Origin of the sequence: Paenibacillus sp. FSL H8-0048 (assembly GCF_038002825.1) — a bacterium.
In the GTDB taxonomy this organism is placed as follows: Bacteria; Bacillota; Bacilli; order Paenibacillales; family Paenibacillaceae; genus Paenibacillus_AQ.
The window spans coordinates 2,523,960-2,547,527 of the sequence record NZ_JBBODF010000001.1 but is presented as its reverse complement, the minus strand read 5'-3'; the positions used below and the strand labels follow the sequence as shown (position 1 = coordinate 2,547,527).

The 23,568-nt window shown below is 54.3% G+C and carries 15 protein-coding genes and 1 riboswitch; of the genes, 13 read left to right on the top strand and 2 right to left on the bottom strand.

Translation table 11 applies throughout. The features are described 5' to 3' along the window. Positions 1–82: 82 nt before the first annotated feature. The 7 genes from NSU18_RS10960 to NSU18_RS10930 all read left to right on the top strand — a co-directional run bounded on the left by NSU18_RS10960 (position 83) and on the right by NSU18_RS10930 (position 11,168). Positions 83–2,548 carry a hypothetical protein gene (locus tag NSU18_RS10960; RefSeq protein ID WP_341149005.1) on the top strand — a complete coding sequence of 822 codons (2,466 nt, stop codon included), beginning with the start codon at positions 83–85 and terminating at the stop codon, positions 2,546–2,548. Between the two features lie 494 nt (positions 2,549–3,042). Continuing rightward, complete coding sequence (locus NSU18_RS10955; RefSeq protein ID WP_341019808.1) at positions 3,043–4,032, top strand: sugar-binding protein; 990 nt, start codon at positions 3,043–3,045, stop codon at positions 4,030–4,032. After that, positions 4,029–5,462: a sensor histidine kinase gene (locus tag NSU18_RS10950; protein WP_341019809.1), complete on the top strand. Its 1,434-nt coding sequence runs from the start codon at positions 4,029–4,031 to the stop codon at positions 5,460–5,462. Before NSU18_RS10955 ends, NSU18_RS10950 begins: the two co-directional genes overlap by 4 nt. 36 nt (positions 5,463–5,498) lie before the next feature. Then, positions 5,499–7,061, top strand: coding sequence for a helix-turn-helix domain-containing protein (locus NSU18_RS10945; protein ID WP_341149004.1), 1,563 nt, complete (start codon positions 5,499–5,501; stop codon positions 7,059–7,061). A gap of 265 nt (positions 7,062–7,326) precedes the next feature. Beyond that, the gene (xylF, locus tag NSU18_RS10940; RefSeq protein WP_445321854.1) at positions 7,327–8,373 is read left to right on the top strand and encodes a D-xylose ABC transporter substrate-binding protein; all 1,047 of its coding nucleotides are present in this window, start codon (positions 7,327–7,329) and stop codon (positions 8,371–8,373) included. A gap of 87 nt (positions 8,374–8,460) precedes the next feature. Further along, on the top strand, positions 8,461–9,972 hold the full coding sequence (locus tag NSU18_RS10935) for a xylose ABC transporter ATP-binding protein (protein WP_341019811.1): 1,512 nt from the start codon (positions 8,461–8,463) through the stop codon (positions 9,970–9,972). 2 nt (positions 9,973–9,974) lie between these two features. Next, a complete protein-coding gene (locus tag NSU18_RS10930; RefSeq protein ID WP_341019812.1) occupies positions 9,975–11,168 on the top strand; it encodes a sugar ABC transporter permease in 1,194 nt (397 codons plus the stop codon). Positions 11,169–12,089: 921 nt separating this feature from the next. Here the strand turns inward: NSU18_RS10930 and NSU18_RS10925 are convergent. Beyond that, complete coding sequence (locus NSU18_RS10925) at positions 12,090–12,476, bottom strand: cupredoxin domain-containing protein (protein WP_341149003.1); 387 nt, start codon at positions 12,474–12,476, stop codon at positions 12,090–12,092. 240 nt (positions 12,477–12,716) lie between these two features. Between NSU18_RS10925 and NSU18_RS10920 the strand changes: the two genes are divergently transcribed. Continuing rightward, a complete protein-coding gene (locus NSU18_RS10920) occupies positions 12,717–13,850 on the top strand; it encodes a GGDEF domain-containing protein (protein WP_341149002.1) in 1,134 nt (377 codons plus the stop codon). 42 nt (positions 13,851–13,892) lie between these two features. Here NSU18_RS10920 and NSU18_RS10915 read toward each other — a convergent pair whose 3' ends face one another. Beyond that, complete coding sequence (locus NSU18_RS10915) at positions 13,893–14,240, bottom strand: phage holin family protein (RefSeq protein ID WP_341019817.1); 348 nt, start codon at positions 14,238–14,240, stop codon at positions 13,893–13,895. Between the two features lie 152 nt (positions 14,241–14,392). Here NSU18_RS10915 and NSU18_RS10910 point away from each other — a divergent pair, with 152 nt between their 5' ends. The 5 genes from NSU18_RS10910 (at position 14,393) to NSU18_RS10890 (ending at position 23,551) form a co-directional block, all read left to right on the top strand. Beyond that, a complete protein-coding gene (locus tag NSU18_RS10910; RefSeq protein WP_341149001.1) occupies positions 14,393–16,759 on the top strand; it encodes an endonuclease MutS2 in 2,367 nt (788 codons plus the stop codon). A gap of 32 nt (positions 16,760–16,791) precedes the next feature. After that, the gene (locus NSU18_RS10905; RefSeq protein ID WP_340755540.1) at positions 16,792–17,211 is read left to right on the top strand and encodes a DUF350 domain-containing protein; all 420 of its coding nucleotides are present in this window, start codon (positions 16,792–16,794) and stop codon (positions 17,209–17,211) included. Between the two features lie 130 nt (positions 17,212–17,341). After that, entirely contained in the window at positions 17,342–17,887 is a 546-nt protein-coding gene (locus NSU18_RS10900) for a hypothetical protein (protein ID WP_341149000.1), read from the top strand. 80 nt (positions 17,888–17,967) lie between these two features. Then, the gene (locus tag NSU18_RS10895) at positions 17,968–19,155 is read left to right on the top strand and encodes an MFS transporter (protein ID WP_341148999.1); all 1,188 of its coding nucleotides are present in this window, start codon (positions 17,968–17,970) and stop codon (positions 19,153–19,155) included. Between the two features lie 115 nt (positions 19,156–19,270). Next, positions 19,271–19,373: riboswitch (cyclic di-GMP riboswitch) on the top strand. 701 nt (positions 19,374–20,074) lie between these two features. Continuing rightward, entirely contained in the window at positions 20,075–23,551 is a 3,477-nt protein-coding gene (locus NSU18_RS10890) for a fibronectin type III domain-containing protein (protein ID WP_341148998.1), read from the top strand. Positions 23,552–23,568 lie beyond the last annotated feature (17 nt).

The following is a 23,568-nucleotide window of genomic DNA, read 5'->3' as shown; positions in this document are numbered from 1 at the left end:
AGGTCAGGAAATCACGCTACAATAGGAGTAAGAGCAAAGAAACCAACTTAGAATCCGCACACATACAAAGGAGGGCACAACTGTGGCTATGGACCGGACCCGTGTCGCCGTGGAGATATACGGAACTTCCTACAAGCTTGTCGGAAGCAGCACAGAATATATGAAACAGGTCGCCCGTCATGTCGATGAGCATATGCGTGCAATATCGAAATCACATTCCAGACTGGATACGCCGCGGATTGCGGTGCTTACAGCTGTACATATGGCAGAGCAGGCAATCCAGGTTCAGGATTTCAAGAATGAGCTGAATATGCTGACCGGTGAACGCACTGAGCTTCGCGTGGAGGTGTCACGCCTTCAGGAAGCGCAGCGTGAACAGCAGGAAGAATATGAGAAGCTGGAAGCCGCTGCGAAGGAAGAGGCTGCGCGGCTGGTTGCCGCCGCCGAAGAAGAACGCTCCAGGCATCTGGAGCAGCAGGAGCAGGAGAGGCAGCTGCATGCCCAGTTGCTGGAGGAAGAGAAGCAGGCTGCGGCCGCTGCCCGCGAGCAGCTGGTGCAGGAGCTGAAGGCGCGCGAGGATGAGCTGAAGGCGCTGCGTGAGGGTCATGAAGAGGAGCAGGCTGCAAGCCGCGAGGCAGCGCGTCAGGAGCTGCAAGCCGCAGAAGCCATCCGGCTGCAGCAGCTGGAAGAGCTGAAGTCTGCCCATCTGCAGGAACTGGAGCAGCTGCGCGAGACGCTGACCCTCGAGAAGACAGAGACGTTGTCTGCCTTGGAGCAGGAGCTGCACGAGACGCGGGAGACGATGGGCAGCGAGATCGTGGAGATCCGCTCCGCGCTTAGCAAGGAGCTGGCTGATACCAAGGCTGCGCTCACAAGTGAGCTTACCGGGGAACGGGAAGCGCTTGAGAAGGAGCTGGCCAAGAACAAGGAGCTGCGGCAGTCCCAGGGGACGCAGGAGCACCGGCACAAGCAGCAGCTTCAGGAGCTGGAGAAGCAGCTTGGTGAGCTGCGCGGCGGAACCGGGCAGCTCCAGTCCCGGCTGCGGGCGGCGGAGGCCGGGCTGAAGGGCGAACGCGATGCACGGCTGACGCTGCTGGCGCAGTACGAAGCTGTGCTGAAGCGGGAGGAGCAGCTTGGCGAGGAGCTTAAGCTTGCCGCTGAGCAAGGAGAGCAGCAGAGCGCGGCGCTGGAGGAAGTGCGCAAGCAGGCTGCGGCTTCGCAGAGCAAGGCGGAAGCGCTCCGCAGTGAGCTGCGGGACGCAGAGGACAAGCTAAGCGTTGCATTGAAAGAGCTGCACACGGCGAACGAGCTTGGCACCCTGCTGAACGAAGAGGTGGAAGGGCTGCGCCAGCAGGTTGTAACTGCGCAGAGCGAGGCGGAAACGCTCCGCAGCGAGCTGCGGGACACAGAAGGCAAGCTAAGCGCTGCGTTGGAGGAACTGCACACGGCGAGCGAGCTCGGCACCCTGTTGAACGAAGAGCTGGATGAGCTGCATAAGCAAGTTGCGGCATCGCAGAGCGAGGCAGTGGAGATTCGCAGCGAATTGCGGGACGCAGAGGGCAAACTAAGCGAAGCGCAGGAGGAGCTGCACACCGCTAAGGAGCTGGGCAATCAGCTGAACGATGAGCTGGAAGGGCTGCGCCAGCGTTATGAGCTGACACAGGAAGAAGCGGCAGCACTGCGCACATCGCTGCAGGAGACGGCAGATCAGCTCAGCCGGACGCAGGTGGAATTCGACCGTACGGCAGAGGAAGCGGCGTCCTGGCAGGAGCGTGCGAACAAGCACATGGAGGATATCAGCGAGCTGGAGATGAACCTTCTGGAAGAAGGGGAGAAGTCGGCAGCATTGCAGCGCGAAGTGGAGACTCTTCGCGGACAGGCAGACGGCATGGTTCAGCAGCTTGATCAGGAAGCGCGGCTGCGTGCCGAAGCGGAACAGGAGCTTGCCGCTCAGCAGAGGGCGGCTGAAGCAGCCCTTAAGGAACTGGCTGCGCTTCGCGGCCGTTACGAGGAGCTGATCGCCCAGTACGATGAGATTCTGCAGGACGGGGAGCAGCTGAAGGAACGCTGCGAGCTGCTGGAAGCCGAAGGCGAGGAAGCTGCGCGGCGTCTGGAAGAGCTGTATGAGGCAGGCCGTGAAGCTGCGGCTACGGCGGCGGAGCAGCAGGAAGCCCTCCGCGAGACCCGGGAGTATGAAGCTACCTGGAAGCAGAGATATGAGGAGCTTCAGCAGCGCGAGCAGCAGTGGAACGAGCAGGAAGCACAGCTGCGGGAGGAGATAGAGATCTGGCAGCAGGAAGCCGGGGAAGCCGAGGCCCAGGCGGAATCAGTCAGCCGCTCGCGCACCGAGGCGGCGCAGCGGCTGGATGAGATCGGCGAGAGCTATGAGCTGGTCCAAGGCCAGCTGCGGCTGGTTCAGGCGCAGTTCGAGCTGCAGCAGGGGGAGCTGGAGAAGCTATCTCAGGAGCATCGTAGCCTGCAGGCGGAATATGCCAAGCTACAGAGTGAATATAATGAATGGATTCAACTGATCGAACAGGACAGTTGAATGGCGGATGCATCACAGGAAGAGCTGTTATAAGCAGGAATGCTTAGAACGGCTTTTTCTGCTGTGCAGGGACGGGAGACGGCTTCCTCCTTAAGGGGACTGCACGGGAGGGCTGCTGCTCTAAAGTTGGCTGAAGTGAAGTAATGGATAGAAGTAATTTCAAATGGAAGGAAAGTTGGCGATGGGAAGGGTTGAGTGGAGAAGATAGCTAGGCTACCATCTTGCACTAAATACAACATTCGTACCTCTGAAGCAGCAAATTGAGGGAAATCCTGCCTAGAATGCAACATCTCAATGCCAATGACCCGCTCCACCAGTAACATTCCTGCATAATGTGCAACATTTGGCGTTCTCAAGCTGCAATCCGTTAGAAATCCTGCAAAAGGTGCAACTTCGGCGTTCTCAGGTCACATTGAAGAGCACAAGTGCTTTTGACATAATAAGTATTGCAACCGGTTACAACCCGGGGTAGGATGTTGGGTGAGGTGAACGGGATGGATAAGAAATGGGTCAGCGGCGCTGGGGTTGTTGTGCTGTTTATACTGCTGTCATATTTGTTTATAGGCTTCGCACATCATTCTGCCCGGATGGGAAATATCGTTAAGGAATTAAGCGGCCAGCCGGTTCAGGACAAGCCCGGATATCATATTGTGCTGATCGAGCAGGAACGGTACCACCCGTACTGGGAGATGGTCGAGAAGGGGGCGGCGGAGGCTGCAGCAAAGTACGGGATAGAGATCGAATTCACGGGACCGGTGCGCAATAACATGGAGGAGCAGATCAGTCTGCTGGAAAAAGCGATTGCCGCCCAGGCGGATGCGATCATCGTGCAGGGGCTCAACGACGAGAAGTTCACGCCGGTGATTGATAAGGCCGTGAACCGTGGGATTCCTGTGATCACGATTGACACGGATGCTCCGGCCAGCCGGAGACTGGCCTATGTGGGGACTGACAATGTAGCTGCCGGAGAGGCACTGGGGCGCATGGTTGTGAAGACGACCGGCGGAAAAGGCAAAATAGGCGTCATCATCGGCAGCGAGCTGGCCAAGAACCAGCTTCAGCGTCTGGACGGGCTGAAGAACATCGTAAAGGACTACAGCGGCATGGAGATTGTCGATGTGCGCAGCTCCAATATCTCGCATATGGAAGCCATCCAGCAGGCGGCGGATATGCTGCGGTATCATCCGGAGATCGATGTGATGGTCGGCACCAGTTCAACGGATGCGCTCGGGGTTCTGCAGGCATCGAGGAGCCTGAAGCGCGGGCCGCTGACCATCATCGGCTTCGATAACCAGGCGGAGACGCTGGATGCCATCAGCCGGGGAGCGATCACAGCGACTGTCGCACAACAACCCTACCTGATGGGGAATATGGCGGTAAGGCTGCTCCATGAGCATTTTAATGGTGCTGAGTTACAGCCCCGGTACTATACCGGTGTGAAGGTGCTGGATAAGACCAATGTGCAGGAGGGAGAGAGCCTATGAGTATCCGCCTGAAGCTGCTGATCTGCATTCCGCTGCTGGTGCTGCTGATGAGCTCGGTCTCCTTCGTATTGTTTCAGAGCGGGAAGAATGTGCAGGAGAGCTACCACCTGATGATGAACCGGATCATGCTGTATAAGGAGGTATCCTATGAGGTCGGCGAGAATATGCGCTCCTTGAACCGCTTCATTATGCAGGTGGATACAGAGAGCTTCCCGGAGGTGGAGAAGCATCTCAGTGCAGTACTGGAGCTGCGCAGCAGGCTCGACGGAATGGCAACCATCGGGGGCAGCGGCCTTCCGCTGATGAATTACAGCCACCTTATTGATACGTTTGTGGAGCAGGCGGGCCAGATGATCACGGAGATTGACGGCCAGGATGCCAATTCGCTGGCAGGGGCCTATATCGAGGCGGAGCAGACCCAGCGGTTCATCCGCGAGGAGGCCCAGGAGCTGGTCGATCTGGAGCTGGACCAATATAAGCCGATCTACGCGGAGATTATGTCCACGACAGCGAAGCTGAACCGGATGGGCAGCCTGCTGGTGATTGCTGCGGCGCTGCTTAGCATCTGTATGGCGGTCTGGCTGTCCAGCAGCATTACCGGACCGATCCGCCGCCTGGTGGCAACGGCCAAGCAAATCTCGAAGGGACGGATGGATACCAAGGCGCCGGAGAGCGTGAACAACGATGAGATCAGCATCCTGTGCCGTGCTTTTAACGGGATGATCGATAATATCCAGGAGCTGATGAAGGAGAGCATCAAGAGTGCAGAGAAGGACCGGCTGGTCAAGGAGCTGGAGCTGAAAATGCTGCAGAGTCAGATCAATCCGCATTTCCTGTTCAATACACTGAATTCTATCGCCAAGCTTGCGTATCTGGAAGGGGCGGCGAGAACCAGCGATCTGACCGTGTCTGTCTCGCGTCTGCTCCGCTATAATCTGCAAAAGCTGGACCAGGCCGTTCCGCTGCGCGAGGAGGTCGAGCATGTGAACGAGTATATCAACATTCAGCGGGCCCGCTTCCGGGACCGGATTGCTTTTGAGATGGAGATTGATGAGGCGGCGATGGACGGGATGGTGCCGTGTCTGACGCTGCAACCGATCTTCGAGAATGCCTTCGTTCACGGTCTGGAGCAGATGGAGGAGGGGGCTATACTTACGCTATCGATCCGCTACCGCAGCGGGCAGGTGGAGATTGTGATCAGCGATAACGGAGCGGGCATGAGCCGCGAGACGGTAGCCCGGCTGATGGGCTCGACTCAGCAGGAGGCGCCGCATTCCAGCGGCAAGGGCCAGTCTACCGGGCTTGGGACACATAATGTTTTTAAAAGACTGCATTTATTCTTCGACGGCCAGCAGCTCATCGAGATCAACAGCAGTGAAGGGCAGGGAACGGCTGTGCTGTTCCGGCTGCCCTTCCGGACCTCGGCCTAGAGGCATTCACCTGAAGTGAAGGGGGAAAAGATAACGATGTACAAGCTGCTGATCGCAGATGATGAAGCGCTGGAGCGGGAGGGGCTGGAGCTGATGATCCGGCATCTGATCCCGGACACGTTAGAATTCCTGCATGCCGGGAACGGACGGAAGGCGATTCAGCTGGCGGAGGAGCACCGGCCGGATATGATTTTTATGGATATTAAGATGCCTGGTATCCAGGGGCTGGAGGCGGTGCGGCAGATCCGGGAGAAGCTTCCGGCGGCGCAGATTGTGATGATTACGGCCCATGACTACTTCGCGTATGCCAAGGAGGGGCTGCTGCTGGGCGTGCGCGACTATCTGCTGAAGCCGGCCCGGCGGGAAGAGGTGGCGGAGGTGCTGAGGAAGCTGATGGCGGTCATTGAGGAGGAGCGGAGGCGCAGGAATGAACAGCTGGAGCTGCAGGAGAAGCTGGCCCACCTGCTGCCGCTGGCCGAGAATGAGCTGACCCTGATACTGATGCTGGAGCATGTGCAGGATCTGGAGCCGGAGCAGCTGGCCGGGCTGCTGGAGCTGCACTTCAGCAAGGGCTACGCGATGGTCCTGTCCTTCCCCCGGCACGGGGAGACCGGCTGGGAGTCGTTCCGGCAGTCCAAGAGGGAGATCTATGAGGCGCTCAAGCACTTTGCCAAAACAGGACTAGGCTGCCTCGCCGGACCGCTGGCCGGGCATCAGCTGGCGCTGTTCATTCCCTTGCCGCCGGGGAGGACCGGATATTCCCAGCGGGTCAGCTCGCTGGACTGGGGGGAGCGGCTCCGCACCTATGCCGGGGAGCGCTTCGGCCTGCCGCTTGGCATCGGTATCGGCTCGATCCGCGAAGGCTGGGACGGGCTTAGCCGCTCTTACCGCGAAGCCGTCCGGGTATGTGCGGATCACCTGCATTCATCCGGTGTGCATCATTACGATGATATGATTCAGAGCTCAGGGCAGACGGCGGTCTCACTGGATGAAGAGAAGAAGCTGCTTACCGCCTTGCTCCAGCGCAGCAAGCAGGAGGCTGCCCAGCGCTTCAGCCTGCTGTATGACTCCTTCGAGCAGGGAGGGGAGCAGCCGCTGTCCGCTGTGCGGGGGGAGGTAACCGGCCTGCTGCTGTTCCTGGCCAGAGGCGTGCACTCCACGGCCGGCGCGGAGCTGCTGGCTTCGCTGAACGCAGCGGAAGATCCGCGCGCTCTGCGGTTAAGCGCGGAGTCCTGGCTGGAGCGGCTGATCGATGGCCTCGAAGAGGAGCAGGAGCATCACCGGTCCCATGTGCATCAGCGGGCGCTTCTCTATATCAGCCAGAAGTATAAAGAGGATATCTCCATGGAGCAGACGGCTGAATACGTGAACCTGAGCCCGCATTACTTCAGCAAATTGTTCCGGCAGCATGAGGGGGAGACCTTCATCGACTACATCACTCGGCTGCGGATCAATGAAGCGAAACGACTGATCGCTGAGGATCAGCTGAACTTGAAGGAAATCTGCTATGAAGTAGGCTATAAAGACCCGAATTATTTCAGCAGGGTCTTCAAAAAGGCTGCGGGGATGACGCCAAGCGAATTCCGCCAGCAGCAGTAGAAATCCGGTCCTTGCTGAGTGAGCAAGGACTTTTTTGTGCTGTTGCCCCCGATTATCCTATGAAAGCCGGGGCGGAGAATTACATTACAGCAGGCAAGACCAAGAATGCGGGTGGAAGGCAAATAAGTGCAGGGAATCGCTGCTCCCGGGGCTATTTTTCCATGCTACACTTTTTTTGTAAGCGTAATCAAATATAGGGCTGACGAAAAGGGGCGTAGCAATCGTGAGAAAATACGGAAGAGCCATTTCCCTCGGGCTGGCGGCAATGGTGCTGGCTGCATCGATGGCGGGCTGCGGTGTGGTCTCAAGCGGTGACAATGAGAAGAAGGAGTCTGCAGGAGCGGCCAAGGACGGGGACAAAATTGTCATCGGCATGTCCATGGATACCTTGAAGGAGGAGCGCTGGCAGAAGGACCGGGATATTTTCACAGCAAAGGTACAGGAGCTTGGCGGTGAAGTGAAGGTACTGGCCGCGAACGGGGATGATGCTACCCAGCTAAGTCAGGCGGAGCAGCTGATCTCCCAGGGTGTGGATGTGCTCGTGGTCATTGCCCATAATGCGGAGGCTACGGCTCCCATCGTGGATAAGGCCCATAAGGAAGGCATCAAGGTCATTGCCTATGACCGGCTGATTAACAATTCCGAGGTGGATTATTACATCTCCTTCGATAATGTGCGTGTCGGTGAATTCCAGGCTCAGGCGGTCATCGACAAGGCTCCCAAGGGCAATATCGTCTACATCGGCGGCGCGGATACCGATAACAATGCCCACATGTTCAAGGAAGGCGCGATGAATATTCTGAAGCCGCTGGCAGAAAAGGGTGATATCAAAATCGTCTACGACCAGTTCTCCAAGGACTGGAAGCCCGAGGAAGCTCTGAAGAACATGGAGAATGCGCTGACCGCGAACAATAACGATGTACAGGGCGTGGTAGCGGCGAACGACGGGACAGCGGGCGGCTCGATCCAGGCGCTTACGGCGCAGGGCATGGCGGGCAAAATTCCGGTATCCGGCCAGGATGCGGACCTCGCCGCTGTACAGCGCATCGCCGAAGGCACGCAGCTGATGACGGTCTACAAGCCGATCAACGCGATTGCCACGAAGGCGGCGGAAATGGCGGTGGCGGCTGCCAAGGGCGAGGCTATTTCGACAGATAAGACTGTTAACAACGGTAAAATTGATGTTCCATCCGTGCTGCTTGATCCGATTGCCGTCAATAAGGATAACCTGGATGTGCTGATCAAGGACGGATTCCACAAGCTGGAGGATGTGTACAAGAACGTTCCTAAGGACCAGTGGCCGAAACAATAAGGGCAGCCTGTACGGCAAGCAGATGCGGCGCCAGTGGCGAACCCGCATCTGCTTGCTGCTTGAGGGCGGGAAGGAGGAACGGCAGGCATGGATGTACTTGAAATGGTAGAGATCAGCAAGAGCTTCCCCGGCGTGAAGGCGCTGGACCATGTGAACTTCAAGGTGAAGCAAGGGGAGATTCACGCTTTATGCGGGGAGAACGGCGCAGGCAAATCCACGCTGATGAAGGTGCTGAGCGGACTGTATCCTGCGGGGACCTATGAAGGCGAGATCCGTATCGGCGGGGAGAAGAAGGCATTCCACCAAATTACTGATGCCGAGCAGGCCGGGATTGCGATTATTCATCAGGAGCTGGCGCTCGTGAAGGAGATGACGGTCGGCGAGAATATTTTCCTTGGGGCAGAGCCGGTGAAGCGCGGGGCGATTCAGTGGAATGAGCTGTATCATCAGGCTTCGCAGTGGCTGAAGAAGGTCGGGCTGAACCTGTCGCCGGATACGAAGATCGGCAATCTGGGCATCGGCCAGCAGCAGCTCGTGGAGATCGCCAAGGCGCTCTCCAAGCATACCCGGATTCTCATTCTGGATGAACCGACAGCGGCGCTGACGGAGAGCGAGGTGTCCATCCTGATGGGCATCCTGAATCAGCTGCGGCGCGAAGGAGTGACCTGTGTCTATATCTCCCACAAAATGCCCGAGGTGTTCGCGCTGGCCGATTCCATCACTGTGCTGCGGGACGGGAAGACGGTGGCAACCCTGAACCGCCAGGAGACGAACGACGATCAGGTGGTGTCGCTGATGGTCGGCCGTGAGCTGACGGAGCGCTATCCGCGCGTCCCGCATTCACCCGGGGACAAGGTGCTAGAGGTCGCAGACTACAATGTCTGGCACCCGGAGAAGCGTCAGCAGAAGGTGCTCCGGGATATTGGCTTCACGCTCCGTCAAGGAGAGATTCTGGGCATTGCCGGGCTGATGGGGGCCGGACGGACAGAGCTGGTCAGCAGCCTGTTCGGCGCGTATGGCGGAAGAAGGGAAGGCACAGTGCTGATCGAAGGCAAGGCGGTCAAGATCCGTTCGGTTGCCGGAGCGATCAAGGCCGGGATTGCTCTGGTCACCGAAGACCGCAAGCGCCAGGGGCTGGTGATGGGGATGGACGTCAAGCGCAATACGACGCTGGCCACACTCGGCAAGGTCTCAAGGCTCGGAGTGATCAATGAGAATGAGGAGATCAAATGGTCCGAGCAATACGTGAAGGATCTGAAGACGAAGACAGCTTCGCTGGAGACACTCGTCGGTACTCTCTCCGGGGGCAATCAGCAAAAGGTGGTTATCGGCAAATGGCTGATGACGGGTCCCAAGATTCTGATTATGGACGAACCCACCCGGGGCATCGATGTCGGGGCAAAGTACGAAATTTATAACCTGATGAACAAGCTGGTAGAACAGGGAGTAGCCATTATTATGATCTCCTCCGAGCTTCCCGAGGTACTGGGGATGAGTGACCGGATTCTGGTGATGTGCGAAGGACAACTGGTACGGGAATATGACTGGCGCGAAGCAACGCAGGAGAAGATTATGCTGGCCGCCACAGGAGGCAAATAGAGATGCAGCTGCAAAAAGAGCTTAAGGAACCTGAAGCGGTTCCGGCCGCCGGAGGATCGCGCTTGCGTACCCTGTTCGGCAAAATGGATATGCGTGCCTATACGATGATTGGCGCATTAATTCTGATCTGGGTGTTGTTCGGTGTGCTGAATCCGACCTTCCTGACCTCGCGGAACCTGTCCAATCTGTTCACGCAGATGTCGGTGACTTCTATTCTGGCCATCGGCATGGTGCTGGTTATCGTGGCGGGCCATATCGATCTGTCCGTCGGCTCCATCGTCGGCTTGACCGGCGGGATGGCGGCGATTCTCAGCAATTGGCTGGAGCTGCCCGCAATTGTGGTCATTCTCGGTACCGTGACCGCCGGTGCGGTGCTGGGTCTGCTTCAGGGCTGGTTGGTCGCCTATAAAATGATCCCCGCCTTCATCGTCACCCTGGGCGGGATGATGGTGTTCCGGGGGGTGCTGATGGGCGTGACAGAATCGATGACCATTCCGGTGTCCGATCCGGTGCTGGCGCTGCTCGGCAATGCCTATTTTGCCTCAGGCTTCGGCATTATTCTGGGCGTACTCGCGGTGGTCCTGCTGCTCTGGAGCGCATTCACGAAGCGCCGCTCGCGCAAAAAATACGGGTTCGCCGTGGCCCCGCTGGGCATGGACATCTTCAAGGTAGCAGGGCTGTCGCTACTAGTGGTTGTCTTCGTAGCCTTGATGAACAATTACAAAGGAATTCCGTTCCCGATCATCTTCGTCATTGTGCTGGCGGCCATCTTCTACTTCCTGTCCACCAAGACGACCTTCGGCCGCCATATCTACGCCATAGGTGGCAATATCGAGGCTGCGCGGCTCTCGGGCATCAACATCAAACGAAAGACGATGCTGGTCTTCATCCTCAGCGGCCTGCTCGGCTCCATCGCCGCCATCGTGCTGACCTCCCGCCTGGCCTCGGCGACCATTACCGCAGGCAATATGGCCGAGATGGACGCCATTGCCGCCTGTGTGATCGGCGGTACCTCGCTGATGGGCGGAGCCGGAACGGTCATTGGCGCGCTCATCGGGGCGCTGGTTATGACCTCGCTCGATAACGGCATGTCGCTGATGGGACTGGAATCGTTCTGGCAGTATGTAGTCAAAGGCTCAATCCTGGTCATCGCCGTCTGGCTGGACATTTCAGGCCGCAGCAAGGGTGTGAAGTAAGAGTAATTAACAGGAATAAACCGGCCGGGACATCGTCCTTGCCGGTTTATTTGTTGTAGTAGAAAACTATAGTATGTGACTGCGAAAAACCGAACACAATGTGCCAGTGCGGAGGTGAGTGGGCCGGATGTATGCGAAAAACCGAACACAATGTTCACGTTCGAGGGTGAGTGGGCCGGATGTATGCGAAAAACCGAACACAATGTTCACGTTCGAGGGTGAGTAGGCCAGATGTATGCGGAAAACCGAATATAATATACCAGTGCACCTGAATTCCTCGGATGAGCGCCAAATGAGTCAATGAGGAGCACAAGTGCACCTGAATTCCTCAGATGAGGGCCAAACAAGCCCAACGAGGAGCACAAGTGCACCTGAATTCCTCGGATGAGGGCCAAACGAGCCAATGAGGTGTACTAGTGCACCTGAATTCCTTGGATGAGGGCCAAACGAGCCAATGAGCTGCACTAGTGCTGCACAATTGCCCCTGAGTCACTGGAAAGTTGACCAACTGAGCAAATGAAGGAAATGAAAGGGATAAATCCCTCTGATTCCGCCGAAAGTGGACGGACGGATCAAATGAAAGGGATAAATCCCTCTGATTCCGCCGAAAGTGGACGGACGGATCAAATGAAAGGGATAAATCCCTCTGATTCCGCCGAATGCGGGCGGACGGATCAAATGAAAGGGATAAATCCCTCTGATTCCGCCGAATGCGGGCGGACGGATCAAATGAAAGGGATAAATCCCTCTGATTCCGCCGAATGCGGGCGGACGGATCAAATGAAAGGGATAAATCCCTCTGATTCCGCCGAATGCGGGCGGACGGATCAAATGAAAGGGATAAATCCCTCTGATTCCGCCGAATGCGGGCGGACGGATCAAATGAAAGGGATAAATCCCTCTGATTCCGCCGGACGCCGCTTACTCCACAATAATCTTGGCAGTCATTCCACTATGGCCGGAGCCACACATGATGGCACAGGTCATCTCGTAGGTTCCGGCTTCCTCGGGAAGGACCACCTCAGAGGAATTCTTGGCGTCCAGGCGCAGCTTCATCTCCGGGATCAGTATGCCGTGATTGCCGCTCTCATTTTCGAAAATGATTTTGACAGGGACGCCCTTTTTCAAATGGTATTCCGGCTGGTCAAAGCTATAGTTGGTCGCCGTGATGACGAGTTCTTCCTCCGCCGTCAGATTGCTCCCGGCAGCAGCATTGTTAGCGCTGTCAGAATTGCTCGTGTTACCTCCGCAGGCCGTTAGCAGAAGCGCAAATATAATAGAACACAGAATAGCCGACTTCCTGATCATATCCATCCTCCTCATCTACTTGGGCACTTGACCTTAGCATAGCCTAAATTGGTCAAGTTGTCTTGATCAATCTATGGATAAGACTTCAACCGCCGCCGTCACCGCCGCTGCAAACTTTGTCGAATTTTGCAAAAATATGATGCAAAAGAGTTTAAAATTAATTATAATTAAGCTTAATATAATTAAAGCTTCATATTATTCGGCTAGAAGCAGGGGAGTCAGATCATTATAGATTACGCGTTGCAAAGTGTAGAGAGATGGCACCGGAGAATACTATATGGCTACTGGATCATCGTACTCTGTCTGCTGCTCCCCCAGTTCCTGTATATGCTGTACTCCCGTTCTGATAAGATGCAGACGATATTCAGTCCCGGCAACGGGCATCTATTCATAGTCTGCAATGTGATGATTATCCTGACTATGGCTTCTGCCGAGGTCTGGCTGCGCCGCTCGCTCCGTTATCATAAGCAGTCGGTTGTGGTCTGCAGCTTCATGGTTTCCTATCTGATGTATTTTGTGCTGGAGCCTTATGTAGACGGTGCGCAGATGACGCTGATGATGCCGATTATGCTGGCCCTCATCTATTTCGACCAGCGGCTGCTGTATTCGCTTGGGGCATTCAGTATTGCATTCTACGCAGGGGTCTATTTTGGGCTTGAGCGGCCGCTGCTTGGCAAACCGCTGCTGGAGTTTGTGCTGGTGGAGTGTGTGTATGTTGTCTTTGCCCTGACGGCGCAGGCCGTGATCCTCCGTGGCCGCGAGACGCGCGATTATCTGGAGCAGCTGACCAAGTCGGAGCAGGAGCTGATGGTGGAGCGGGCGATCTCGGACAAGCTGCTGAAGATAGATGCGCTTACCGGCCTGTACAACCACAAGACGTTCCATGAATACCTGGATTCGCTGCTGGAGCAGTGTGAGAGCAACGGACTGAGGCTGCAGCTGGCGTTAATGGACATCGATAATTTCAAGCAGGTCAATGACAGATATGGACACTGGGTGGGCGATCTTGTGCTCAAAGAGGTGGCGGCCAAGATGGGCAGCCTGATCGGGTTGAATGACTTCGCGGCAAGGTATGGCGGGGAAGAATTCGCAGTGATTTTTACGGATAAAAGCTTGCAGGAAGCCTATGCTGCCGTCGAGCAAATGCGTATCAGCATTGCTGCCATGTGCCATCCGTATGCCGGGAACAAACCCATTACGGTCAGCATCGGACTGTGTCACTACCAGCTTGGAGACGGCAAGGAGCTGCTGTTCCGCAAGACAGACGATTCGCTGTATACGGCCAAGCGCAGCGGGAAAAATGCAGTAGTGACCTCTGTGGTCTCTTCCGTTAAAGAGCATAAACTTACAGAAAACCCCCAAATTCCGATATAGACCGGGACTGGGGGTTTCACTTTCTGCACGTGCCTTGGGCCGTTATTTGCCTGCTTCAAACGGAGTGGAGACCGGCAGGAAGAGGTCGATGATCCCGATGACCAGTGCGGCAAGCAGGGCACCAAGCACCGAGACACTGACTCCGCTGACGACGAACTGGGCAATCCAGATGACCAGGGCGCTGACCAGGAAGCCGACGATACCGCGTCCGAAGGGCGTTGTTTTTTTGCCGAAAATACCTTCAACGACCCAGCCGAGCAGAGCGATCACCAGAGCAAGCATGAATGCGCTCCAGAATCCCCCGACCGTGAACTGCGGAACAATCCAGCCGACCACCATCAGCACGATTGCTGCGACTATGAACCGTACTACATGACCTAAGAATCTCAATGAACTAACCTCCTTTGGCGTTCGCTTAAGGATATGTGCGTTGTTATTGTGGCCCGAAGCCGGTTTTCTATGCCCAGAAATCATACCCAAATAGCGAAAATGGGCTAAATTAGGTATAATGGTTCCATCTATGAAGGGAGCTGTGACAGTAATTGGACGACAAAATTTTGCATACGCTTGAATATCGCAAGATTTTAAATAAATTGATGCAGTATACGCAGACGCCGATGGGACGGCTGACCGCCGAGCTCCTGAAGCCTTCCGGTGATTTCGAAGGGGTGAAGAAGCTCCTGCAGGCTACGGATGAGGCGGTAAATGTTGACCGGTTGAAGGGAATTCCTTCATTCGGCGGCGTGACCGATATCCGGCCTGCGCTGAAGCGTGCATCAATTGGCGGAATGCTGGGTACGGCAGAGCTGCTTGCGGTAGGTAACACGATTGGCGGGGCCCGCAGGGTGAAGCGGTTCATTCATGCCATGCATGACGATGAGAGCGTTCCTACCCTCTTTGCACAGAGTGATCTGCTGTCGGAGCAGAAGCCTGTTGAAGATGCCATCCGCATGTGTATTGACGAGAACGCCGATGTAATGGATTCGGCGAGCACGGAGCTTGCCGCCCTCCGCCGCGAGCTGCGCGGGGGAGAGACACGTATCCGTGAGAAGCTGGATTCGATGATCCGCTCGTCTTCGGTCTCGAAGATGCTCCAGGATCAGCTTGTGACGATCCGTGGTGACCGGTTCGTCATTCCGGTCAAGGCTGAGTACCGGGCCCACTTCGGCGGTATTGTGCACGACCAGTCGGGCTCAGGGGCAACACTGTTCATTGAGCCGGAATCCATTGTGGCGATGAATAACAAGCTGCGGGAGACGCGGCTGCGCGAAGAACGCGAGATCGAGATCATCCTGCACCGGCTCACTGCGCTGGTCGGTGATATTGCCGAGGAGATGGCGTATGATATCGACATTCTCGGCGGGCTGGACTTCATCTTCGCCAAAGCGCGTCTGGCACGCGACCTGAAGGCTACCCAGCCGCGGATGAATGACCGCGGATACCTGCGCCTGCGCAAGGGCCGCCATCCGCTCATTCCGGCGGAGCAGGTTGTGCCGCTGGATGTGGAGCTGGGTAATGATTACCGCTCCATCATCGTGACCGGACCGAATACGGGCGGGAAGACCGTGACCCTGAAGACGATTGGCCTGCTCAGCCTGATGGCGATGTCGGGTCTCTTCATACCGGCCGAGGAAGGCAGCCAGCTGTGTGTCTTCGATGCGATCTACGCCGATATTGGCGATGAGCAGAGCATTGAGCAGAGCCTCAGTACCTTCTCCAGCCATATGACGAATATTATATCCATTCTCAAGCGGATGACACCGAAGAGCCTGATACTGCTCGATGAGGTCGGTGCAGGAACAGATCCGGCCGAAGGCTCCGCACTGGCGATAGCAATTCTGGAGAATATTCACCGGACGGAATCCCGGATGGTTGCCACTACACATTATAGTGAACTCAAGGCATACGCTTATGAACGGGCAGGCGTTATTAATGCCAGCATGGAATTCGATGTGCAGAGCCTGAGTCCTACTTACCGGCTGCTGGTCGGTGTTCCTGGACGAAGCAATGCGTTCGCCATTGCTGAACGCCTCGGGATGCCAAGTGCGATCCTTGAGCATGCGCGCGGTGAAGTGAAGGAAGAAGATATGCGTGTTGAGCATATGATTGCCTCCCTTGAGGAGAACCGGCTTACCGCAGAGAACGAACGCATACGGGCGGAAGAGATCCGCCGCGAAGCGGAGGAATTCCGCAAGCGGCAGCAGCAGGAGCTGGAGAAGCTGGAGGGCTCACGCGACAAGCGTCTCGAGAAGGCAGAGAAGGATGCCAGCGAACTTCTGGCCAAGGCACGGAAGGAAGCCGAGGAGATTATCGTTGGCCTCCGCCGCCTGGCGCTGGAGGAAGGCGCATCCGTCAAGGAGCATAAGCTGATTGAAGCCCGCCGCCGGCTGGATGAAGCTGAGCCTGCACCGCGCAAGAAGGCTGTGCCGCGCAGCACGGTCAAGGCGCCGCGCAAGATTCAGCCGGGGGATGAAGTTAAGGTAGCGAATGTGAATCAGAAGGGCCTTGTGGTTGAGCTGAGCGGTACCAAGGAGGCTGTTGTTCAGTTCGGCATCATGAAGATGAAGGTCAATCTGAGTGATCTGGAATTCCTGGCCTCCGCACCGGATGCTCCTCCGCCGGCTCTGCGCAGGGCGACAACGGTCAAGCGTACACGCGATGAGAATATCCGTAATGAGCTTGATTTGCGCGGTGCGAACCTGGAGGAAGCCATCATGGAGACCGACCGCTTCATCGACGAAGCTTTTCTCGGCAATCTGGGGCAGATCTCCATTATCCACGGCAAGGGGACGGGAGTCCTGCGGACAGGAATTCAGGAATATCTCCGCAAGCATAAGCATGTCAAAAGCTATCGGCTCGGGAACTATAATGAAGGCGGCGCGGGTGTGACGGTAGCTGAACTGGAGTAGCGCCCATAGTCCGGCAGGGAAGAGGGAAAAGTGTGCAGGATAATATTGATCTTTTGCTGGAACATCCGCTGGGGGCGCTGCTAGGCTACTTCACTGTCGCCATATTGGGGCTGGTCGTCTTTCTGTCCTTCTTTGAAATGGTGACGAAATACAACTGCTGGGAAGAAATTCGCAAGGGGAATGTAGCCGTAGCTATGGCAACCGGAGGCAAAATCTTCGGAATCTGCAACATCTTACGCTTCAGCATTGAAGCAGGGGCATCGATCTATGAGACGATGAAATGGTCTCTTGTAGGCTTTTTGCTGCTGCTTCTGGCTTACTTCCTGTTCGAGTTTTTTACTCCGGTCTTTTCAATTGATGAAGAGATTGCTGCGGATAACCGGGCCGTAGGACTGACAGCCATGCTGCTCTCCATATCCTTGTCCTATGTTATCGGCGCGGCCATATTCTGAATTAGGGGGCAGGGAGATGAAGCTGCTGATTCGGATTCTGTTTTTTTCAGCCCTGGCTTTTGTAGCGGCCGGCATTATATATTTAACGGTGAATTGAACCGAATGTGAGTAAGCGAAGGAGATTATACAGATGGAGACAACAGTTTGCCCATGGTGCCACACCGAGATTGTATGGGATGAGGAGTTTGGACCCGAGGATACCTGTCCTCATTGCAATAACGAGCTTAGCGGTTACCGCACAGTAACGATAGGTGCAGAGGATCTTGAGGATGACGAGCCGGTTGCGGAAGAAGCTTCCGGGGAGGAAGAGATTAGCGATGATAATTTGTGGGATGACGACGACAAGGATAGCGTGGTGCCTGTATGGGGTACGCTGGGCCAGTTCGGCGATGACTATGATCTGAAGCGTTATGAGGACAAGGTCTCCGCAATTCTGGCTGCCCAGCTGGAAGCGCCGGAATGTCCGCAATGCCATGAGCTGATGCTTCACTTCGGTACGCAGCAGGTGGACGGGTTCACCCCGGCAACGCCGGAAGCGCTTAGCGGCGCAGCCGTGCTGAAGCCTCCTTTCGCGCTGAATCTGTACGTCTGCCCTTCCTGCTTCCATGTACAGCATAGTCTGGCACAGGAAGACCGCATCCAGCTTGTCCGCAATCTCAGCACCGCAGGCGAATAAAGATCGGATTCATGCTTTCCCTGCCATCTGGACATGTTATGGATAGATGAAGTGTCCAAGGATGAGCAGGGAGGCTAAGCATGAGAGATTCAGAACGGGGACAGGCGGCGCTGCTGCTAGCTGTAGGCGGGCTATACCTTCTGGCTACAGTGCTTGCAGGGACGTTCCTCAACGTATATCTGTGGAAAAGCCGGCAGAACTTCGCCATGATCGGCTGGTTCACCGTGGCCCAGCAGCTTGCCGTAGGTCTCAGCTTTTGGCTGGGCGGCAAGTGGGTGAAAGAGCATAACAAAATGAATGCCCTGCGGCTGGGAATTGCCGTATCGGGCTTTTTTTATTTGCTGGTGCTGTGGCTGCAAGGAGAAGCAGTGCATTTCATTTGGCCGCTGGGCGGGGTCCTCGGGCTATCCATCGGGCTGTATTGGCTGGCGTTCAATATTGTGTTCTTCGAGATTACGGACGCTGCAAACCGCGATTTCTATAACGGGTGGATGGGTCTGCTGGGTTCCCTGACGGGAATAGCCGGCCCCTGGGTGTCCGGCTGGATGATCTCCCGCTGGCAAGGCGGACAAGGCTACCGCATGGTATTCATACTGTCGCTCTCTATCTATGGGGTGGCTGCTGTGCTCAGCTTCGGGCTGCGCAAACGGCCGCGCGGCGAAGCCTATCTCTGGCTGGAGTCCTGGCGCGAGCTTGCGTGCAGGCGCAGTCCTTGGCGGCCAGTTGCGGCGGCGCTAGTGTTCCAGGGCATCCGGGAAGGCGTATTCTCCTTCCTGATCGGTCTGCTCGTCTACATTGCAGCACAGGAGGAGAGCAAGCTGGGGCAGTTCGCCCTGCTGACCTCGGCCGTCTCTCTGATCAGTTATTATGCGGCCGGCAGATGGTTTAAGCCCCGTGCCCGCCTCGGCGGTATGCTGGCAGGCAGTCTGCTGCTCATCGCCTTCCTTCTTCCGCTGCTGTGGAAGGTGAACTTTACCACCCTCCTAATCATGGGAATCGGGACCTCACTCTGCCTGCCGCTCTACATGCTGCCGATGCTGTCCACCAGCTTCGACCTTATGGGAGTGTCCGAGGAGAGCGCCGGCAAACGCGTGGAATGGGTAGTGCTGAGGGAGCTTAGCCTGATGAGCGGCCGCCTCCTCGGCCTGCTGATCTTCATCGCCGTACTGTCACTGGACCAGTCCCCGCAGACCCTAACTCTGCTCATGCTGCTGTTGGGTGCCGCGCCGCTGGGAAGTTGGGTGGTGGTGCGGAGGGTGCTGGGTTAAAACGTTCACAGAAATAACAATATTATATGATTCAAATATAGGGTATTATTGCCAAGGTAAGTACAGATTGGATTTGAAGTGAATTCAAAATGATTTCGCATGAATTTAACCATTAGAACTAAAAAGGCAAACCTGTACGAAAGTCAGGGACGCAAAGCCACGGGCCTTACCACAGGGCGGGAGATACCCACCCTGTGAATGGCAGCCGGGCCGCTCTTTCCGGTGGTTTTTTTGCGCCCTTTTTTTGATTGAAGTGTTAAATGAGCGGAGGTCTTTTATGACAAATAGGAAAAGCTTTATATGTAAGGTACTGTGTTTTATCATTCTGGCTCAATTTCTTGCACCTTTTGTAGAATTCTCAGGGATGAAGATTTCCGCACAGGACAGTATTCTCAGGATCCGGTTTCAGCCCGAAGATGCTCCTGTACAGGACGGAGAGCTTGCAGATTCCGGAGCCGTTTTTAGCGTCAAAAACCAATACTCCTACGGCTGGAATATGGATCATACCGATGCAACAGTCGTAAGAGATACATACGATGACTCCGGCATAAGCAGCCTGACACGAATCCATCCGGATGGAAAGTGGGAAATTGCACTAGACAATGGGACTTATGAAGTCTCAGTAACCGTAGGTGACTCTGTATATAGCAGCAACAACTCGCTTTCAGTTGAGAATATCAAAGTGATGGAGGGACTCACTCTTGAAGCAGGGCAGCATAGAACGGTTAAGAAGAAGGTTGCTGTCGAAGATGGAAGACTGACGTTAAGTCAAATCCATGCTGCCGGAATTGAGACGGCTCTCAATAGCATAGAACTTTCATTGGTTAATACATACACTCCCGCCTTGATCCCGCCTCAAATCCGCCAGCCTTTTGAACCAAATAAGGTTGCTGGTGACAAAGTTCTTCTATCGGGAAGCATGACCAACATACACAACGCTCCGCCTTTTATCAGGGTGAACGGCCTGCTGGCAGAAATCTCCCGCCATATCCGCGAACAAATAGAATCTATTGAACAACAAATACAGCAGTTTAGCCAACATGCAGTGGCAATAGGAAATTCGGATATTGAAGCTATACAAAGCTCTATCCGCTCCAGCGGCAAGAAGCCTGCAATTATTGCAGTCGGACAATTGAATTTAGAATCAAGCGTGACGTTCGGAAGCGCAGAACAGCCTGTCATTGTAATCGTCGACGGTATGAATACGAACCGGAATCTGAATGTAACGGTGTACGGGTCGTTAATTCTCCGTGGAGGATTAAATGCCAATACAGCGTTGGATGTTAATGTTATCAACCCTGCACCAGATGAGAATCTAGGTAACCTATGGGTACAGGGGACGGTGCATTTAAATAATAATTCCAATGTACATGTAGATAATGAATTGTTTGCAGGTTCTCTGGTTTATAACAATGGTTCGCTCGATCTATCCGCGAAACGGATAGTAGTACAAGGCAATATGAATATCAATACTTTGGTAACTATGAATGTAGACGAAGAAATGTCTATTGGAGAAGTGGTGTCCAATAATTCAAAAGCAGAACTGAATGTAACCAAGGGTGATCTGTTCGTCCGGGACAATGTCAGTGTGAATAATCATCTGAATATCACCACGGGCGGATTATTTGCAGTAGGCGGTAATGTCATCTCGAACCAAAGACCTATAATACATACGGGAAATGAGCATGCTGGACGTACATTGTTGAAGTATGTTCTATCGGGCCTTAAGGCCGAGTATTACAGCGGCAATGATTTTACGGGCAAGAAGGCCGTGAAGGTGGATGAATCTATTTCTTTGGCTGGCCAACCTGTTCTGGGTGTGCCGGGAATAGCAGACCAGCATTTCTCAGTAAGATGGACAGGGCAAATTCAACCTAACTATACAGATCAATATACCTTTTCCGCCAGAACGTCAGGTGGAGTCAGACTCTGGGTGAATGATCAGCTTCTGGTGGATGCCTGGACAACGAAGCAGCATGTGGAGCAAGGCACCATACAGCTTGAAGCCGGTAAAAAATATGACCTGAAGATGGAATACGCTAATGATATGGGCAACCCTCAGGCCAGCTTATTGTGGGAGAGCGAGCAACAGACTCGTGAAGTGGTTCCCTCTGTATCTTTAAGACCTTTTTCTATACCTGCAGTAAATGCGAGTGCAACAGACACATCGATTACCCTCAGCTGGCCTTCTTTGTTTAATGCGGACGGCTATGAGATCGAATTTGATAAGGAAGTTACCGTCCTTGGCAGTGAACCTGGGTTTACCAAGGGGGGGCTTAGTCCGGGAACTGAGCATTTCTACCGTATCCGGGCAATCAGCGGAGACATCAAAGGGGAGTGGTCGATAGCTTCATCTTATTGGACCTTACCAGCTGCACCGCTGAATATTCAAATGAAGGCAACAAGCCATACCATTACTCTCGAATGGGAGCCGGTGATTGGAGCCACAAGTTATGAAATAGAGGTTAATAACAGCACGAAGAATATAGGAGCCGTGCTAACTTACCAGGAGACTGATCTGAATCCGAACATGCCCAAAGTATTCCGTATCCGGGCGGTGAACAGCAGCGGAGCAGGAGCATGGAGCGAAGTAGTTACGAAGACCACTCTGGTTGGAGTGCCTTCCAAGCTGCAGGGGACGGCAGATGAGCAGTCTGTTCATCTGCACTGGGATGCTGTATCAGGAGCCGCCTCCTATGATTTGGAGGTAGACGGAGTTGTTAGTAATAACATCATGGATAATTCGTATATACATGACAACCTGCAATCTAACAGCAAGCACAGCTATCGTGTACGAGCTAAGAACAATGATGGAATCAGTGAATGGAGCAATACCATCACCGTGCATACTCTGCCTGGAGTTCCGCAGAATCTTACAGCACAAGTGGAAGGAAGCTCTGTACATGTGGCTTGGGACCCGGTTACCGGAGCAACGGGGTATGACATCGAGGTAGATGGAGACGTTCTTGATAATGAATTGAAGTTAGAATTCACACATTCACAGCTAGCATTGAATTCAGAGCATACCTACAGAGTGCGGGCGAGGAATGAAGAGAGAGTCGGAAGCTGGACCCAAACGATGGTTTACTCCACTCATGCAGGTGTTCCTGCTAATATTCAGACTTCGGCGAAAAGCAACGAAATTACAATAACTTGGGACATAGTTGCAGGTGCGTTAAGTTACGATATTGAATTGGATGGGGCAACGATACGTAATATTTCGGATAACCTCTACATCCACAAGAAGCTGGAACCCTTCTCCACCCATAAATATAGGGTAAGAGCTGTAAATGCGGCGGGAGCTGCCGAGTGGAGCAAATACGTATCTGCAACCACTACCTTCGGCAAACCCTCTAATCTGAAGGCCTTAGCCAAGAATACAAGTATTGAACTTACGTGGGATAAGGTAGAGAGTGCGACTGGCTATGATCTCCTGGTAGATGGCGAAGTTCTGAATAATGAAGAATCGTTATCCTATAAGCATACTGGATTAGAACCCTATTCCTGGCATAATTATCGGGTCAGAGCGAAGCAGGGAAGCTTCCTTGGAGAATGGAGCGAACCGCTGACGATTTCAACCGTGCTCGGGATTCCGGGAAACGTAAAGACAGAGACCAAGAGCAATCAAATCCGATTATCCTGGGATTCTGTTAAGGGAGCCACCGGTTATGAAATTGAAGCTGACGGTACAATGATTGACAATGGCAGCAAGATTGCTTTCACACATACCGGTTTGTTGCCTAACACCAAGCACAATTACCGGATACGTGCCAAGAACACTCAGGTCGTCAGTGATTGGAGTGAATGGACTACGATTATCACTGGGGTCACAGCACCGGAGGTACCTAAGAACCTTAGAGGCGATGTTACTGTGAATTCAGTCCAGCTTGTCTGGGATTCAGTGAATGGTGCATCCGGCTATGATTTGGAAGTAGATGGGCAAATAATTTCGAATTTCAATCTGCTGGAATATACACACAGTGGCCTTGAACCCAATACAATGCACGCTTATCGTGTCCGGGCTAAGAATGCAGGAGCCACCAGCGACTGGTCAGAGCTTTTGAAGAAAACAACCACTCCTGCAGTAACGATCAAGCCGGAAAAGGACTCTCCGCTTAATTTTGTAATGATCATCCCTTATAAAAGTGACAAATCCGAGCGCAGAGTTACAGTCACCTATAATGCCAAGGATCTTGAGGTCATGGATCTGCGTGCAGAGACTCCGGAAATGGAGCTTGGGACTGGCAATATTGCAGGGACACCAATCCATGTAATCCAGTTTGAACCGGGAAAAATAGTCTTCAACGTACAAATGAGCAATAAGGCGGCGATGAACACTATTATCTTCACTGCCCTGACTAATCAATTTACTAAAGTAACCTATACCATAGAGTAGATTTAATAGCGGTAGGA

Coding starts and splice junctions, on each gene's coding strand:
- NSU18_RS10955 (WP_341019808.1), top strand. CDS start 3,043: ATGGATAAGAAATGGGTCAGCGGCGCTGGGGTTGTTGTGCTGTTTATA.
- NSU18_RS10950 (WP_341019809.1), top strand. CDS start 4,029: ATGAGTATCCGCCTGAAGCTGCTGATCTGCATTCCGCTGCTGGTGCTG.
- NSU18_RS10945 (WP_341149004.1), top strand. CDS start 5,499: ATGTACAAGCTGCTGATCGCAGATGATGAAGCGCTGGAGCGGGAGGGG.
- xylF (WP_445321854.1), top strand. CDS start 7,327: ATGGTGCTGGCTGCATCGATGGCGGGCTGCGGTGTGGTCTCAAGCGGT.
- NSU18_RS10935 (WP_341019811.1), top strand. CDS start 8,461: ATGGATGTACTTGAAATGGTAGAGATCAGCAAGAGCTTCCCCGGCGTG.
- NSU18_RS10930 (WP_341019812.1), top strand. CDS start 9,975: ATGCAGCTGCAAAAAGAGCTTAAGGAACCTGAAGCGGTTCCGGCCGCC.
- NSU18_RS10925 (WP_341149003.1), bottom strand. CDS start 12,476: ATGATCAGGAAGTCGGCTATTCTGTGTTCTATTATATTTGCGCTTCTG.
- NSU18_RS10900 (WP_341149000.1), top strand. CDS start 17,342: ATGGAGACAACAGTTTGCCCATGGTGCCACACCGAGATTGTATGGGAT.
- NSU18_RS10895 (WP_341148999.1), top strand. CDS start 17,968: ATGAGAGATTCAGAACGGGGACAGGCGGCGCTGCTGCTAGCTGTAGGC.
- NSU18_RS10890 (WP_341148998.1), top strand. CDS start 20,075: ATGACCAACATACACAACGCTCCGCCTTTTATCAGGGTGAACGGCCTG.